We start from the raw sequence: 15,969 nt of genomic DNA, 5'->3' as shown, positions 1-15,969 counted from the left end.
GCCCCGCTCCCGCCCCTCCGGTGAGCCCCGCCGTGCCGCCGGGCCCCAACGCGCCGGCCGGGGCCATCCCGCTGCCGCCGGACCAAAACGGTTACGTCTTCATCGAAACCAAGTCCGGCGTGACCCGCTGCCAGATCAACAAGGACACCGTCGGCTGCGAGGCGCCGTTCACCAACTCGCCGCTGCAAGACGGCGAGCACGCCAACGGCGTCAGCATCAACTCCGGCGGCGGAGTCCAGTGGGTGCTGGGCAACTTGGGTGCCATCCCGACCGTCCAGATCGACTACAAGACCTATAACGCCCTGGGCTGGACGATCATCGCCAGCACCGACGGCACCCGCTTCACCAACGACAAGACCCGCCACGGCATGTTCGTCAGCGTCGAGAAGGTCAACACCTTCTAGAACACGTACCGCCCCAGGGCCCAGGCCCTGTCGCCGGGCGGCTGGGCGTTCGCAACGCGCACGCCGTCCTGGAACAGCTCGTCCTGCCGCACCAGCCCGCGGGCAATGGTTTCCTCCCAGGCCTTGGCCGGGCCGGCCCCGTAGGAGCGCCACGGCACCAGGTCGTCCATCACGACCGCCGTGCTCGCCGACGCGAGCGCACGCATGTTTTCGATGTCGGCGTGCGCGACGTCGTAGTCGTGCCCACCGTCGATGAACAGCAGGTCGAATCGCGCGTCGGGGTTGTTGGCCGCGAACGCGGGCACCGTTTGCCGCGAGTCACCGGTGACGAGCGTGTGCCGGCCGGGAAACTCGCGGTCGATGAACTTCTTGTTGACCGCGACCGAGGCGTGCTCGCCCAGGTCGAAAGACACCACCGTGGCCTGGGGTACGTGTCTGAGCATCGCGTAGCTGGAACAACCGGCGTTGAAACCGATCTCGGCGATCGTGCGGGCGCCGATTCTCCTGGCAAGCCCGACCAGGTAAAGCAGTTCCTCCGCGGAGCTCGACCCCTCCCCGGCGCCCAGCCGCCGGAAAATGAGCCGCCAATACAACTTGCGCTCGACCTGTTTCATGTCTTTGATCGTCGGGCTGGGCGCGCTCATGGCCGTCAGGATTTCCCGTCGGCGCGTTTGGGAAACTTCGGCCCGCAGATGTTTCGAACGTGTGTGCGATGGCTATCCCGCTGTCGGAGGTGATCACGACATGAGCGACAACGTGCAGCAAGCGCCGAACGAGACGGCGGAGAAAGACCCGGCGGACTGGGTCACCGGAGACGAGCCCATGACGGGACCGCAACGCAGTTACCTGCACACACTCGGGCAGGAGGCGGGCGAGGAGGTGCCCGACGACCTCACCAAGGCCGAAGCGTCCAGCAAGATCGACGAACTGCAACACAAGACCGGGCGCGGCAGCTGAGCAGCCGCGGGTGAATTGCTAGTCGGGCTTCCGGTAGTAGTCTTGCCGGCGAGCTCGGAAGGGGAGGCGATGCCTGTTGGTGCCGATGTGCCGCCGTTCTTCGCTGCGAGCGCGGTGACATTGACCGGTGGTGCGGCGAGCCGCTGACCTCCCGATGCAACTCCGCTACCTCAGCATCCCGTCGCTGATCGGCGCGGCCGGCGGTGACCCGTGGGCGGTCAATGCGAGCCTGCAGGCGGGAAATCCCGGGCAGATCTCCAGTCTCGCCGAGGCTTTCCTGCGCGCAGGCCGATGCACGCAGGAGGCGAACCATGCCTTCGAACAGGCTCGCACCCGCTTCGACGCTGCCTGGAATCATCAGCAGGGCGATCACCCGATCAACGACTCCGACGAGGTCCAACGGGTGACGAAAGCGCTTGGCGCGCAATCCCTTCAGTTGCCCAAGATCGGCGCGGACCTGGAGAACGTCGCGGCGACGTTGGCCGAGGCGCAGAAGGCCGGTGCCGGGCAGATCGCCACGCTGGAAGCCCAGCTACAGAACCTCGACGACCTGATCGGTGAGGCCGACGAGATGGAGGATGACGAGGACCTCAGCCAGGCCGACTACGACGCGCTCGAGGCCTACATCGAGACCTGCGAACAGGACGCGATCCGCGACACCAAAACCGCTCTCGGCCAGCTACAGGCGACGCGGAACGGTTACTCGAAATCGTTCCAGGACGCGATGGGCGCCTTGCACGCCGACGGATATGACGCCGTAGCCCCGCAGGGCCCCCCCGGCGCGCCCGAAGCTCCAGGTGCGCAGCCCGGTCCGGGCGCGCCGGGCGGCGGCCCGCCAGGTGCGGAGAAGCCCGGCGAGCATTCCGTGTCGCCGCCGACGCTGAGCGATGTGTTGATCGCGGGTTCGGGCGCGGTGGCCGGCGGCACCGCCGACGGTGTGCGCCAGACGACCCTCAATCTGATCGACCAGTCCCCCGGCACCGGCCCCGGCAAAGCCGACCCGGGCTTGTTGAAGTGGTTGGAGGACCCCAAGATCGGCGGCGTCGAGATCAAGGGCTTCTCCCGCATCGGCGGCGTGGTTGCCGTGGCCAGCGCGGTACCGGCCGTCCTGTCCGACATGCACGACGGCAACCCGGCATCCGAGGCCGTCACACGGGAGTCGGTGGGGGTCGCTGCTGGGCTCGGATTCGGCAGCTTGGCAGGAGGCGTGGTCGCCGGTTCCGAGTTGGGCGCGGCGTTGGGTTCCGTTGTGCCGGGGGCAGGAACCGCAGTAGGCCTCGTGGCAGGTGCCGTTGTTGGAGCGGGGGCCAGCTTGGTGGCCTCAAAGGCGGTCGAGGCGGCTTGGCAGCCGGTTTCCCACGCGGTTGGCAGTGCGCTGCATAGCGTGGAATCGGTGTTTGGGTTCGGTTAAGGCAACACGATGCGATTCGACGAATTCACAGGGACGCATTGTCTCGACGTGTTCCCGGTCGACCGATTCGCCGGGTTCGTTGTGGAGGTGGGCGTGCCGCGGGGCTGGGATCCCCTCAGTGCCGCTACCGGTGTGCGCCTGTGGGCCTGCCGCAACGACCCGCGCATCAAGACATTTTGCGCTAACGCGGTATTGACGATGCATCATGTCCAGGCAGCCCTCGACCCCGCCGAGGTGTTCACGATGCTGGCCGAACAGCAAGTGCAATCAGTACCGAACTCAAGTGAGCTGAGCCGTGAAATCTCTGCAGCGGCCGAGGGCACCGGCGCTGCGGGAATGCTCACAATGCAGATAGCGCATGAGCTCGGCACCATCGAGAGTGTGTCACGATCCCGGATCGTCAACGGCGAACGAGGGACTCTGATTGCACAACTGACGGTGACGGCGCTCGAAAATTCACCGGTAGATCGGGCAAGTATCTGGTTGAAGGTACGGCCAGGTCCGTCGGTGTCTTCAACGCCCGCCGGTCACCCCAGTGTTTCGCCCGTCACCGCCACGCGAGCCGGTCAGTGATGGTCAGCCCCAAGACGGAAGTGCCCTGGAGGCTTCGTTATGCCTTCGGTGTGACCCTGTGCCTGTTGGCTGCGGTCAATGCACTGATCGGGTCGGCGTGGTATCTGTCTCTCGGCACCGCCGTGGCCGGTATCGGCATTATTTATGGGGGCAGACGCCGGGTGTTCCACGTTGGTGTCCGCCGTGTTGGATACGAGGTGGTCTGCCGTTACGTTCCGTGGTACGAGAGCAATCCCTACTTCGCAACGGTGCTCCTCCCGCTTATGGCGGTCGGCATGGTCGGGGCGGGGTGTTCCCCTGCTTATCCAGCATGGCTACTCTTCGGCGGAATCGCGTTACTCGGCATCTCGGCGTTGATGGTGGCGGTCGTCGTGTGGATTTGGCGACGATCGCTTCTCCGTATCACCCCAACGACATTGATCGTGCGAACAGCAGACCGCAGCAGCGCCTTGACCGGCATCCGGCGCGAGGACGTCCGGTCGATAAAGCTCCAGCTTGCAGACGTAGCGGCCGGCAGGAAGTCGCCACAGGTGGAAATCGTCCATCGACCACCCGACACACCTGGCTCGACCGATGCGACCCTATTGATCGGGCTTTATCTCACCGTGCAGCCGCTCAACCTCTTCAACGCACTGGTCGCCTGGCGAGACGGCGCATTCGACGATCCCGTCGAACTGTCGGATCGGATCGAGAAAATTCTGCGCGGCAAATCAACGGCTGCCGCCTGACCGTCTTACCCGTCACGCGTAATGGCTTCGTCTCACTCAAATTTCAGCCAGAAGATGAAACGCCGTTCGATGCGCATGGTGCGCACCTTGTTCGCCGCTTCTCCATTCTTGGAGGGAAGGCATCAACGCGTCGGCCTAGCGACGATCCGAACACGTGACAGCTCACGTCGTTCTATGTCAACCGCGAGAACGGGTTAATACGCGTCCCGCGCGCCGCGAATCGCCGCGCCGAAACGCGCCCGGCATCACAGGGCCGGCGAAGCACGTCAGTACCATCGGTGCCGTGGCACCCACTGGCCCACGCGATGACTTCCATAACCAGCCGACGCAACACGTCGAGCCCGGCCGCGGCGAACCTCCGCCCCACACCGGGCATGCACCGGATCCCGGCTTCGAGGGCACCGAGATCATCGACGCGCGCGGCGCCGACCCGTTCGACGAAGAACCGCAGCCGACGCCGTGGTACCGCAAGCCGGCGCTGCTCGTCGCGTGGCTGCTGGTGGTGTTGATCCTCATCGGTTTGATCGTGTTCGGGGTCATGGAACTGCTACACGGCGAAGACGCCACCAGCCACACTCCGAGCTCAACGCCGACCACGACGACGACCACGTCCACCACGGAGAGCACTCCGTCGACCACGACGACCACCACGACCACGGAACCGTCGACGAGCGACACCGGCCAGCCGTCGCCGCAACAGCCGTCCCAGCAGCCCACACACCAGTCGACGCAAGAGCCGTCGCACCGGCATCACCTGCCGCCGCTCCCGCCTGTCATCACCATTCCCCAGGTGCCGACGGTGATCACCGTGCCGCCGGGGTTGCGCTAACGAATCGGTGACGACCGGATCAAGGTTGCGTCGCCGCCGCCGCGCCCTACACTCGCTGGGATCCGCGGTCGCTACGGTGAGACCGCCGGGGGGCCGCAACGAGGACAACTGACACAGAGGTGCGGGATATGAGCGACTCGCTCGGGTTGTCGATCGGGGTTGCCCACCTGGTGGCGGCCCGCTCGGGTCGGGAACCGGTGGTCCGCAGTTCCGTGCTCACCCTGTTCGAGAACCGCCCCACCGAAATCGGCCTGCCCGACGAGAATCCCAACCTCAGTGAGCCGGGGCTGGTCTTGCGGGGGTTCGTCGAGCGGGTGGGCGACCGGGCTCCGCTGGTGGCCGCCGACGGGACCAAGTACCTGGGTGAGGTGCTGACGGTCGAAGCGATCGAGGCCATGGCCCGCACTGTCGGCTACGGTCAACCGATCACCATCGCGGTGCCCGCTTACTGGTCCGACGCCCAGTTCACCGCGCTGCGGGAAGAATTCTTCGCCCAAGCCGACCTCGCGCGCGACGGCGTCGCCCCGGTGCTGGTCTCCGACGCGACGGCCGCGCTCGCGGCGCTGCGAACCACGCCGGGCTTCCCCTCCGACGGCACGCTCGCGCTGTGCGACTTCGGTGCCGGCGGGACCACCGTCACCCTGGTGGACGCCTCGGCGAGCTTCACCCACCTCGGCCGCTCGACGCGGCACACCGATTTCTCCGGCGACGCAATCGATCAGCTCCTCCTCGACCACGTGCAGGCCACCGACCGCACCATGGCCGACATTGGCAGCAGCGGACGCATCGCCTCCCAGGCGAGGCTGCTGGGCGAATGCCGGCGGGCCAAGGAACGGCTGTCCACCGACACCGTCACCACCGTGGCGCGCGCCGCGGACGACCAGGTCCAGCTGTCCCGCGCCGAGCTTGAACAGCTGATCAGGCCGGCCCTGGACGGTCTCCTGGATTTCGTCGCGGAAGCGCTGCGGCACAACGGCGTTCAGCGACTCAGCGCGGTGGCGACCGTCGGCGGTGGTGCCAGCATTCCGCTGGTCAACACGCGCTTGTCGGAGCGGTTCGGAGTGTCGGTGCACAGCGCGGCGCAACCCGCGTTCAGCGCAGCCCTCGGCGCGGCGGCGCTCGGGGGTCAGGGACCGGCCGCCGGGGTGGGCGGGCCGCAAGCGGCGGCGGGCGCCCCGACGACCGCGGCCCCCGCCGTCGACATGCCGACGGAAATGGTGCCCGCCGGCGCGATCGACATGACCCAGGCCGCCCGCGCCGCCCAGGCGACCGACGTCGATGGTGCGCTCGCATGGTCGGAAGACGCCGACGACTCCGACGAGCCGGTTCCCTACACGGGCCGCGACGCCACGGGCGAATACGCCAACGAGGCCCGGGAATTCGAATACGCCTCGGACGAGCGTTATGACGACACCGGTGGCGGGCTGCCCTGGTACAAACGCACCGCGCTGGTGCTGGGAGTGGCGGGCGCCGTCCTGGCCGTGCTGGTCGCGCTGGCCCTGGCCATCAACGTCCTGCTCACCGACAACCACCCCGCCACGCCCGCTCCCACCGCGCCGAGCGAAGCTCCCCCGCAGACACCGCAAACAGTGACCGTCACGGGCCCGGACAACACCACCACGGTCACCGTCGTCCCCGCGCCGGCTCCGTCCTCCGAGCCGCCGGCCACCACCACCGCTGCGCCGCCGCCGGCCAGCACCACCGAACCGCCCAGCACGACGACCACCACGAGCGCCCCGCCGACCACCACGGCGCAGGTGACCACGACGGAACCGCCCCCGCCGCGCGAGCGGCCATTGTTCCCGCGTCTCGAGCCGCCGTGGCGGCGTTGACGCGCCGGAACGCGTTCGCTATTTCGCTCCGGGAGTGGGTATTCGCGCTGCAGTGAACGGAGCCATTCACCCGGCGACAGGGTGGCGCCGGTCACGCCGATCAACGTCACATCCCCCGGCGGGTTCTCAACGCAGCAGGCCAGAGGCATTGATGAACGGCGAGTTAGGGCAGCCTTTCTCGCGCTCAAAGCCCGGGAGATGTAACTATGAGCGGGGCTGAGCAGGCAAACAAAGTGCAGGCCGAAGTGACTATTTATTGGGGAGACCTTCTGTGACGACGCAGATGCTCATCAGGCTGGTAGTGGGCATGGGCATGACCCTGGTCGTGGCCGCACTTGCCGCGCGCCGAGTCCTGTGGCTGTTCAAGCTCATCACCTCCGGCAAGCCGGCCCCTGGGCACACCGACGACCCCGGCAAGCGCGTCTGGGCGGAGATCTCCGAAGTCTTCGGCCAGCGCAAGCTGTTGAAGTGGTCGATCCCCGGCCTCGCCCACTTCTTCACCATGTGGGGCTTCTTCATCCTGCTGACCGTCTACATCGAGGCCTACGGCCTGCTGTTTCAGGACAACTTCCACATCCCGATCATCGGGCGCTGGGACGCGCTGGGCTTCCTGCAGGACTTCTTCGCCACCGCCGTCTTCCTGGGCATCGTCACCTTCGCCATCATCCGGTTGATGCGCAGCCCGAAGGAGATCGGACGCTCGTCCCGGTTCTACGGCTCGCACACCGGCGGTGCCTGGCTGGTGCTGTTCATGATCTTCAACGTCGTCTTCACCTACGTGTTCGTGCGCGGAGCCGCGGTGAACAACGGCACGCTCCCCTACGGCAACGGGGCCTTCCTGTCCCAGCTGTTCGGCAAGATCCTGCGTCCGCTCGGTCAGCCCGCCAACGAGATCATCGAGACGACGGCCCTGTTGGCCCACATCGCGGTCATGCTGGCGTTCCTGATCATCGTGCTGCACTCCAAGCACATGCACATCTTCACGGCGCCCATCAACGTCATCTTCAAGCGGCTGCCCAACGGCCTGGGTCCGCTGCTGCCCCTCGAGCACGACGGGAAGCCGATCGACTTCGAAAACCCGCCGGACGACGCGGAATTCGGCCGCGGCAAGATCGAGGACTTCAGCTGGAAGGCGGCGCTGGACTTCGCCACCTGTACCGAGTGCGGTCGCTGTCAGTCGCAGTGTCCGGCCTGGAACACCGGCAAGCCGCTCTCACCCAAGCTCGTCATCATGGACCTGCGCGACCACTGGATGGCCAAGGCGCCATACATCTTGGGCGACAAGGAATCTCCCACCGAGAACACCCCCGAAGGCGGGCTCGGTGAGAAGCTGGCGGGTGAAAAGCACGCCGAGGCGCACCACGTCCCCGAGTCCGGCTTCGGCCGGGTGATGGGTTCGGGGCCCGAGCAGGCCACCCGCCCGCTGGTGGGCACCGAGGAGCAGGGCGGCGTCATCGACCCCGACGTCTTGTGGTCCTGCGTGACCTGCGGCGCCTGCGTCGAGCAGTGCCCGGTGGACATCGAGCACATCGACCACATCGTCGACATGCGCCGCTACCAGGTGATGATGGAGTCGGAATTTCCCTCCGAGCTCTCGGTGCTGTTCAAGAACCTGGAGACCAAGGGCAACCCGTGGGGTCAGAACGCCAGCGACCGCACCAGCTGGATCGACGAGGTAGACTTCGACGTCCCGGTGTACGGCGAGGACGTCGACAGCTTCGACGGCTTCGAGTACCTGTTCTGGGTCGGCTGCGCCGGCGCCTACGACGACAAGGCCAAGAAGACCACCAAGGCCGTCGCCGAGCTGCTGGCCATCGCCGGGGTGAAGTACCTGGTGCTCGGCACCGGGGAGACCTGCAACGGCGACTCCGCGCGCCGCTCGGGCAACGAGTTCCTCTTCCAGCAGCTGGCCGCCCAGGCCGTCGAGACCCTGGACGGGCTGTTCGAGGGCGTCGAGACCGTCGACCGCAAGATCGTCGTCACCTGCCCGCACTGCTTCAACACCCTGGGCCGCGAATACCGGCAGCTGGGTTCGAATTACTCGGTGCTGCACCACACCCAGCTGCTCAACCGGCTGATCCGGGATAACAAGCTGGTGCCGGTGACCCCTGTGTCCCAAGACATCACGTACCACGACCCCTGCTACCTGGGTCGGCACAACAAGGTGTACGAGGCGCCCCGTGAGTTGATCGGGGCCGCGGGCGCCACCCTGACCGAGATGCCGCGGCACGCCGAGCGCAGCTTCTGCTGTGGCGCCGGCGGCGCCCGCATGTGGATGGAAGAGCACATCGGCAAGCGCATCAACCACGAACGCGTGGACGAGGCGCTGGCCACCGGCGCCGCCACCATCGCCACCGGCTGCCCGTTCTGCCGCGTGATGGTGACCGACGGTGTCAACGACCGCCAGGAAGAGGCCGGCCGCAGCGGCGTCGAGGTGCTCGACGTCGCGCAGATCCTGCTCGGGTCGCTCGACTACGACAAGGCGACGCTGCCCGAGAAGGGCACGGCCGCCAAGGAAGCCGAGAAGCGCGCCGAGGAGGCCGCCAAGGCCGAACCCAAGGCCACCACCGCGACCGCTCCGGTCGAGGCGGAAGAGGAGGCACCCGCCGAGGAGGCGCCGGCCGCGCCCGCGGCGAAGACGGCAGCCGCACCGGCTGCTCCGGCCAAGGGCCTGGGCATCGCCGGCGGCGCCAAGCGACCGGGCGCCAAGAAGGCCGGTCCGCCGGCCGCCAAGGCCGCGGCCACGGAGGCCCCCGCCGAGTCCGAGGCGACGGCCACCCCCGCCAAGGGCCTGGGCATCGCGGGCGGCGCCAAGCGACCGGGCGCCAAGAAGACGGCCGCCAAGGCCGAGGCGCCCGCCGCGAAGGCCACCGAAGCACCGGCCGACTCCGACGCGAAGGGCGCCGAGGCGCCGGCGGCTGCGGCCGCTCCCGTCAAGGGCCTGGGCATCGCCGGCGGCGCCAAGCGACCGGGCGCCAAGAAGACGGCCGCCAAGGCCGAGGCCCCCACCGCCAAGGCCACCGAAGCACCGGCCGAGTCGGGCGCCACGGCCGAGCCGGAGGCGACAAACGCACCCGCGGCACCCGCGGCGCCCGCGCCGCCGGTCAAGGGCCTGGGCATCGCGGCCGGCGCCAAGCGGCCCGGCGCAAAGAAAGCGGCCCCGGCGACCGCGAAGGCGGAGGCGACCAAGCCGGAGCCCGAGCAGCAGCCGGGGGCGGGCACCGAGCCCAAGCCGGCGTCGGAGCCGACGAAAGAGTCGCCCGGTGAGGGCACCAAGCCGCCGGAGGAGCAGCCCGGGGCCGGTGCGGCGCCCACGCCGGACGACAACAAGTCCAAGTCGGCGAACGGCGATCAGGCGCCGTCGGGACCGCCGGTCAAGGGCCTGGGCATCGCGCGCGGCGCCCGGCCACCGGGTAAGCGCTGAGCTGGGGATTTGACGCTAGTCGGCGAATTTCAGTGGACAACGGTGGCACCATTGACGGCGTGACCACTCACCAACTGCCTCTGCACGCGTCCGCCCATCAGCGGCAGCGTACGTTCGCGCAGTCGTCCAAGCTTCAGGACGTCCTGTACGAGATCCGTGGGCCGGTGCACGCGCAGGCCGCGCGTTTGGAGGCCGAGGGTCACCGCATCCTCAAGCTCAACATCGGCAACCCGGCGCCGTTCGGTTTCGACGCGCCCGACGTGATCATGCGCGACATGATCCAGGCGCTGCCGTACGCGCAGGGGTACTCGGACTCGCAAGGCATCCTGCCGGCGCGCCGGGCGGTAGTCACCCGCTACGAGCTGGTGGAGGGTTTCCCCCGCTTCGACGTGGACGACGTCTACCTGGGCAACGGCGTGTCCGAGCTGATCACGATGACCCTGCAGGCCCTGCTCGACAACGGCGACGAGGTGCTGATCCCGTCGCCGGACTACCCGCTGTGGACGGCGTCGACGTCGCTCGCCGGGGGCACGCCGGTGCACTACCTCTGCGACGAGACCCAGGGGTGGCAGCCCGACATCGCCGACATGGAATCGAAGATCACCCCGCGCACCAAGGCGCTGGTGGTGATCAACCCCAACAACCCGACCGGCGCGGTCTACGGCCGCGAAAGCCTCACCCAAATGGTCGAGTTGGCGCGCAAGCACGAACTGCTGCTGCTGGCCGACGAGATCTACGACAAGATCCTCTACGACGACGCCAAGCACATCAATGTGGCCACCCTGGCGCCCGACATGCTGTGCCTGACCTTCAACGGGCTGTCGAAGGCCTACCGGGTCGCCGGCTACCGCGCCGGCTGGCTCGCCATCACCGGCCCCACCGACCACGCCAGCAGCTTCATCGAAGGCATCAACCTGCTGGCCAACATGCGGTTGTGCCCGAACGTCCCCGCCCAGCACGCGATTCAGGTGGCGCTCGGCGGCCACCAGAGCATCGACGACCTGGTGCTGCCGGGCGGCCGGCTGCTCGAGCAGCGCGACGTCGCCTGGGAGAAACTCAACGCGATTCCGGGGGTGTCCTGCGTCAAACCGCAGGGCGCCCTGTACGCGTTCCCGCGCCTGGATCCCGAGGTGTACGACATCAGCGACGACGAACAGCTGGTCCTGGAGCTGCTGCTGTCGGAGAAGATCCTGGTCACCCAGGGCACCGGATTCAACTGGCCGGCACCGGATCACCTGCGCATCGTGACGCTGCCCTGGGCCCGCGACTTGGCGGCCGCCATCGAGCGGCTGGGCAACTTCCTGGTGAGCTATCGCCAGTAAGCGTCCTCGCAGCCGCCGCCTCTACGGTGGACCGGGTGACGCACTCGCACTCGCACAGCCTGTCCGGCCCCGCCGCCGTCGACCCGCTGCCCGCCCGTATCGTCGTCGGGCTGCTGATCGCGATCGGAGTGGCCGTCGCGGCCGGCGCCGTCCTGTTATGGCCCAGCCGCCAACACGTCGACATCCCGATGCCGCTGCAGAACGCGGCCGGCGGCGCGGTCAGCACGCAGGCCGGGCACGTGGTGTCCAGCGGGCTGGGCGACTGCGGCAGCCCGTCGGTGAGCCAGGTCCTCACCACCGCGCCGCAACCCGCCCCTCCCGGAGCGGGGCGCTGCGTGCTGACCCTGGTGGCCATCGACTCCGGGCCGAACGCCGGCGCCACCACCTTGCTGGAGTCCTCGCCCGGCCCCGGCCAGCCGAAATTCGCGGCGGCCGATCGCGTCCGGCTCGTCCGGCAGGTCGATGACCAGGGCGCCACCAGCTACGCCTTCTACGACTTCGAGCGGGGCTGGTCCCTGGTCGCATTGGCGGTCGCGTTCGCGGTGGTGATCGTGGTGGTGGCGCGGTGGCGCGGGCTGCTCGCGCTGGTGGGCATCGTGGTCGCCTTCTTGGTGCTGGTGGTTTTTCTGCTGCCGGCGCTGCGCGACGGCGCGCCGGCGGTGCCGGTGGCGCTGGTGGCGTCGGCCGCCATCCTCTACGCCGTCATCTACCTGGCGCACGGCGTCAACCTGCGCACCAGCGCCGCGCTGCTCGGCACCCTGTCGGCGCTCCTGCTTGCGGCCGGATTATCTTGGGCTGCAGTAGAATTGGCGCACCTGACCGGGTTGTCGGACGAACAGAACTCCACCGTCAGCGCCTACCTGGGCAGCGTGTCGATCAGCGGGTTGCTGCTGGCCGGCTTCATCATCGGCTCGCTGGGTGTGCTCAACGATGTCACGGTGACGCAGGCCTCCACGGTGTTCGAGCTGGCGCACCTGGGCGGCTCGCGCCGGGCGGTCTTCCTGGGCGCCATTCGCGTGGGCCGCGATCACATCGCCAGCACGGTGTACACCCTGGTGTTGGCCTATGCGGGCAGTTCGCTACCGCTGCTGCTGCTGTTCAGCGTCGCCAACCGCTCGCTGACCGACGTGCTGACCAGTGAGAGCGTGGCCATCGAGATCGCCCGGTCGGCGGTCGGCGGGGTCGCCCTGGCGCTGTCGGTGCCGTTGACGACGGCGATCGCCGCCGTGCTGGCCCGACCTGCTAGAAGCGGCTCCGTTCCAGCAGATCCAGCAGATACCCTCCATAGCCGGACTTGAGCAGGGTCTGCGCGCGCTCGGCGAGCTGCTGGTCGCTGATCCATCCCCGCCGCCACGCCACTTCCTCGGGGACGCTGACCTTCAGGCCCTGCCGCCGCTCGAGCGTGCGGACGAAATCGCTGGCGTCGAGCAGGGAGTCGAATGTGCCGGTGTCGAGCCACGCCGTTCCGCGGGCCAGCACCTCGACCGCCAGCCGGCCGCGGTTGAGGTAGATCTGGTTGACCTCGGTGATCTCGTATTCGCCGCGAGCCGACTTCTTCAGACCCTTCGCGATCTCGATGACGTCGTTGTCGTAGAAATACAGTCCGGGCACGGCGTAGTTCGATTTCGGCGTCTGGGGTTTCTCCTCGAGCGAGAGCGCCATGCCGTCGGCACTGAACTCGACGACACCGTAGGCCGACGGGTTGGCCACCCAGTAGGCGAAAACCGCTCCCCCGTCGATGTTCTGGAAGCGGCTCAGGTTGGTGCCCAGGCCCGGCCCGTAGAAGATGTTGTCGCCCAACACCAATGCCACCGAATCGGTGCCGATGTGGTCAGCACCCAGGACGAACGCCTGGGCCAGGCCGTCGGGCCGTTCCTGGGTCACGTAGGTGAGGTTCACCCCGAACTGCGAGCCGTCGCCCAAGAGCCGCTGGAAGCCGGGCGCGTCGTGGGGTGTGGTGATGACCAGGATGTCTTGGATCCCCGCCATCATCAGGGTGGACAACGGGTAGTAGATCATCGGTTTGTCGTAGACGGGCAGCAGCTGCTTGCTGATGCCGGTGGTGATCGGATGCAGGCGGGTGCCCGACCCGCCGGCCAAGATGATTCCCCGCATGAGTGGCTCCTACTGCCCCGGTCGGGTGCTAATCGATGACGTCGGACTCGGTGAGTTCGGTGGCGGCCAGCGCCGCGGCCAGGTCTTGGTGCCGGAACACCGACGTGACGTGGTCGTGCACGACGCGGAAGGCCAACGCGTCGCTCGTCTCGTCCGGGCCGCTGCGTTCGGCGACGACGACACCGTCGTGCACGTAGAGCCGGCCCAGTTGCGCGCTCACCCGCCGCGACGTGGCCCAGTCGCGCAGCGCCTGGTGGCCCTGCGCGGCGCCGTGCGCGTCGCCGATCTCGATGTCGTCGCTGCACAACGACACCAGCGTCTCGATGTCGGCGGCGTTGAGCGCGTCATGCCATGCCAGGACGGTCGCGACTTCCGATGTGGTCATGGTGTGCAAATTACCGTGCGGCCCGGCGGCTAGAGGGGGGTACGGTCCAACCAGGTCCGCCACACGCCCTCGTCGCCGAAGAGTTGGATGCCGGTCTCGTCGAGCGGTGTGCGGCGCAGGATGGCCAGCAACAGCTCGGTGGCCCCGCCGCGCAGCGCGACGGCGCCCTTGCCGTGCTCGTGCGACCAGGCGATCCGCCCGCGGTCGACGCGGGCCGTCCATTCGCCCGCCTCGCCGAGGCCCGGGTCGGTGGCGTGCAGGTGCAGCGTGTCGCCGTCCTCGAGCGGCAGCGGGGCCCCTTGGGCGCCTGCCTGAATGGCCACCCGTTCCAGCCACTCGGTGATCCCGTCGGCGGCCACCTCGGCGCGCAGCGCGTACCCGCTGCCGAGCGCGATCGTCGCGTCCGCGCGGTGGACGGCCGCCTCGTGCAGGCGGCGCCGGATCCACCAGCCCGCGGGGCGCGGCCCGAGAAACGTCCACACGGGCGTTTCAGCGCCCGTGTGTTCCACCGCGTCGATGAGCCGCTGCGCACCGCCGTGCAGCCAGGACTCCGCGTCGGCGGGGTCGGGCGGCGGCTTGCCGCCTTCCACCGCGCGGGGGTCGAGGAAGCTGTCGAGCCGGTCGCGCACGATCTGCGCCGCCCACCGGTCGCCGCGCCCGACGTGGCGCAACAGTTGGCCCATGGTCCATCCCGGGCAGGTTGGCACGGGAAGCGAGTCGTCGACCTCGCGGAACTGCTGCGCGAACGCGCGGTTCTCCTCTACGAACGCATCGGCGAAGTCCACCCGCTCAGGCTACTCGGCGGGCGCCGCCACGGTACGGGTCCGGTTGTGGTGGAAATGAGTTCCCCGACCGCCGCGGGTCTCCCGCGGCGCGATTCGATCCGATGGTGTCCCAATCTGATCTTCAGTGTCGCGGCTCAGTTCAGTACGGTCACAGCATGATTGGTGGCCACACGCCGGCGCCGGAGTTCGGGGCGCCGTCGGCGGCGCAGCCGCGCCTCGGGCGGGACAGGTAGCCGGGGCGCCTTGCCACATCCCGTACGCAGCCTGAATTTGCGCCAATTGCGGTATTTCGTCGCCGTGGCCGACGAGAACAATTTCGGACGAGCCGCCCAACGCCTCAGGATCGCCGGACCGTCGCTGTCCCAGCAGATCAAGGCGCTCGAACGGGACCTCAAGGTGCGACTGTTCGAACGCAATCAACACGCGGTCAGGCTCACCCCGATCGGGGCCCACCTGCTCCCCCACGCCCGCGCGCTGCTTGCCCAGGCCGATGACTTACGCAGACGGGCGATCGGCATGGCAGGTACAGATCCCGTCCGTTTCGGCTTGGTGCAGCAGCTTCCGCCGGGGTGGGCGGACATGATCGGTGCCGTCGCCCCCGTGGTCTTCGATGCGTGGGTGATGCCCTCACCCGCACAGGTCACCCGCGTGGCGACCGGCACGCTGGATGTGGCGCTGTGCCACGTGACAGCCGCCGACCTGGGCGCGGCGGGGCTCGCCGGGCAACTCGCGGAAACCGAGCCGCTGCAGGCGGTTTCGCCTGGAATTGACGGGCGGCCGGTGTGCGCCGAAGACACCGCGGTGTTGATCGACGAGGACGCGGTGAGCTGGTCGGCCTGGAACGGTTACGCCGCTGAGTTCGCGGACCGCACCGGTGCGCGGGTCGTCTTCATCCGGGACGGGGGCGTCGTCGGCCGCAGGTTCTTCGAGCACGTACAACGCCTGGGCTGCCCGGTGCTCAGTGCTCCCAAGGCACGGGCGGATGTGTTGCCGCACAACATGTCGCTGCGGCGCGTCGTGAACCCGTCGCCGCTGTGGACGTGGACGCTCGTGCGACGCTGCGACGACGACCGACCGGCAGTGCTCGCCTTAGTGGACGCTCTCACGCAAAACGCGACTCCGATCGATTATTCCGCCGAATCGCAATGGCTTCCGAACGATGATCCCTACCATCGGTTGCACCGCAGTGCGGCAGTCTGACAAC

Annotated in this window: 15 protein-coding genes; 11 read left to right on the top strand and 4 right to left on the bottom strand. The window is 68.3% G+C overall.

The annotated features are described in order from the left end of the window. Positions 1-404 (top strand): hypothetical protein (locus A5700_RS07705; protein WP_068204607.1); only part of this gene is annotated, 404 nt, incomplete at its 5' end. Here the strand turns inward: A5700_RS07705 and A5700_RS07700 are convergent. After that, positions 401-1,048, bottom strand: a complete 648-nt coding sequence (locus A5700_RS07700) for a class I SAM-dependent methyltransferase (protein ID WP_082960536.1) — start codon at positions 1,046-1,048, stop codon at positions 401-403. The two genes, A5700_RS07705 and A5700_RS07700, sit on opposite strands and share 4 nt — an antisense overlap. A gap of 100 nt (positions 1,049-1,148) precedes the next feature. Here A5700_RS07700 and A5700_RS07695 point away from each other — a divergent pair, with 100 nt between their 5' ends. From A5700_RS07695 to A5700_RS07660, 9 genes are all read left to right on the top strand, one after another. Beyond that, positions 1,149-1,361, top strand: coding sequence for a DUF3072 domain-containing protein (locus tag A5700_RS07695; protein WP_068071257.1), 213 nt, complete (start codon positions 1,149-1,151; stop codon positions 1,359-1,361). Between the two features lie 154 nt (positions 1,362-1,515). Continuing rightward, positions 1,516-2,772 carry a hypothetical protein gene (locus A5700_RS07690; RefSeq protein ID WP_068071259.1) on the top strand — a complete coding sequence of 419 codons (1,257 nt, stop codon included), beginning with the start codon at positions 1,516-1,518 and terminating at the stop codon, positions 2,770-2,772. A gap of 9 nt (positions 2,773-2,781) precedes the next feature. After that, a complete protein-coding gene (locus A5700_RS25215; RefSeq protein ID WP_082960537.1) occupies positions 2,782-3,345 on the top strand; it encodes an LpqN/LpqT family lipoprotein in 564 nt (187 codons plus the stop codon). Beyond that, positions 3,345-4,073, top strand: a complete 729-nt coding sequence (locus tag A5700_RS07685) for a hypothetical protein (protein WP_068071261.1) — start codon at positions 3,345-3,347, stop codon at positions 4,071-4,073. Before A5700_RS25215 ends, A5700_RS07685 begins: the two co-directional genes overlap by 1 nt. 283 nt (positions 4,074-4,356) lie before the next feature. Next, positions 4,357-4,902, top strand: coding sequence for a hypothetical protein (locus tag A5700_RS07680; RefSeq protein WP_068071263.1), 546 nt, complete (start codon positions 4,357-4,359; stop codon positions 4,900-4,902). A 128-nt stretch (positions 4,903-5,030) separates the two neighbouring features. Next, the gene (locus A5700_RS07675) at positions 5,031-6,734 is read left to right on the top strand and encodes an Hsp70 family protein (protein WP_068071265.1); all 1,704 of its coding nucleotides are present in this window, start codon (positions 5,031-5,033) and stop codon (positions 6,732-6,734) included. A 271-nt stretch (positions 6,735-7,005) separates the two neighbouring features. Continuing rightward, positions 7,006-10,158, top strand: coding sequence for a heterodisulfide reductase-related iron-sulfur binding cluster (locus A5700_RS07670; RefSeq protein ID WP_068071267.1), 3,153 nt, complete (start codon positions 7,006-7,008; stop codon positions 10,156-10,158). 32 nt (positions 10,159-10,190) lie between these two features. Continuing rightward, positions 10,191-11,480, top strand: coding sequence for a pyridoxal phosphate-dependent aminotransferase (locus A5700_RS07665; RefSeq protein WP_068071269.1), 1,290 nt, complete (start codon positions 10,191-10,193; stop codon positions 11,478-11,480). A gap of 35 nt (positions 11,481-11,515) precedes the next feature. Beyond that, entirely contained in the window at positions 11,516-12,778 is a 1,263-nt protein-coding gene (locus tag A5700_RS07660) for a YibE/F family protein (protein ID WP_068071287.1), read from the top strand. On the opposite strand, the gene rfbA is transcribed toward A5700_RS07660, so the two are convergent. Genes rfbA through A5700_RS07645 form a run of 3 tightly spaced genes read right to left on the bottom strand, consistent with a single transcriptional unit; the run spans position 12,723 to position 14,765 of the window. After that, positions 12,723-13,595 carry a glucose-1-phosphate thymidylyltransferase RfbA gene (rfbA, locus tag A5700_RS07655; protein WP_068071271.1) on the bottom strand — a complete coding sequence of 291 codons (873 nt, stop codon included), beginning with the start codon at positions 13,593-13,595 and terminating at the stop codon, positions 12,723-12,725. The genes A5700_RS07660 and rfbA overlap by 56 nt on opposite strands. Before the next feature lie 28 nt (positions 13,596-13,623). Next, positions 13,624-13,980, bottom strand: a complete 357-nt coding sequence (locus tag A5700_RS07650; protein WP_068071289.1) for a nuclear transport factor 2 family protein — start codon at positions 13,978-13,980, stop codon at positions 13,624-13,626. Between the two features lie 29 nt (positions 13,981-14,009). Next, complete coding sequence (locus tag A5700_RS07645; RefSeq protein WP_068071273.1) at positions 14,010-14,765, bottom strand: maleylpyruvate isomerase family mycothiol-dependent enzyme; 756 nt, start codon at positions 14,763-14,765, stop codon at positions 14,010-14,012. Between the two features lie 243 nt (positions 14,766-15,008). Between A5700_RS07645 and A5700_RS07640 the strand changes: the two genes are divergently transcribed. Beyond that, on the top strand, positions 15,009-15,965 hold the full coding sequence (locus A5700_RS07640) for a LysR family transcriptional regulator (protein ID WP_304442427.1): 957 nt from the start codon (positions 15,009-15,011) through the stop codon (positions 15,963-15,965). Positions 15,966-15,969: the final 4 nt, after the last annotated feature.

It is taken from the genome of Mycobacterium sp. E1214, assembly GCF_001666755.1.
Lineage (GTDB): Bacteria > Actinomycetota > Actinomycetes > Mycobacteriales > Mycobacteriaceae > Mycobacterium.
This window is presented reverse-complemented; position numbering and strand designations above follow the sequence as displayed.

Bases quoted from the DNA above. Each gene is read 5' to 3' on its own strand.
- A5700_RS07690 (WP_068071259.1), top strand. From the start codon at position 1,516: ATGCAACTCCGCTACCTCAGCATCCCGTCGCTGATCGGCGCGGCCGGC.
- A5700_RS07700 (WP_082960536.1), bottom strand. From the start codon at position 1,048: ATGAGCGCGCCCAGCCCGACGATCAAAGACATGAAACAGGTCGAGCGC.
- A5700_RS25215 (WP_082960537.1), top strand. From the start codon at position 2,782: ATGCGATTCGACGAATTCACAGGGACGCATTGTCTCGACGTGTTCCCG.
- A5700_RS07685 (WP_068071261.1), top strand. From the start codon at position 3,345: ATGGTCAGCCCCAAGACGGAAGTGCCCTGGAGGCTTCGTTATGCCTTC.
- A5700_RS07675 (WP_068071265.1), top strand. From the start codon at position 5,031: ATGAGCGACTCGCTCGGGTTGTCGATCGGGGTTGCCCACCTGGTGGCG.
- A5700_RS07650 (WP_068071289.1), bottom strand. From the start codon at position 13,980: ATGACCACATCGGAAGTCGCGACCGTCCTGGCATGGCATGACGCGCTC.
- rfbA (WP_068071271.1), bottom strand. From the start codon at position 13,595: ATGCGGGGAATCATCTTGGCCGGCGGGTCGGGCACCCGCCTGCATCCG.
- A5700_RS07695 (WP_068071257.1), top strand. From the start codon at position 1,149: ATGAGCGACAACGTGCAGCAAGCGCCGAACGAGACGGCGGAGAAAGAC.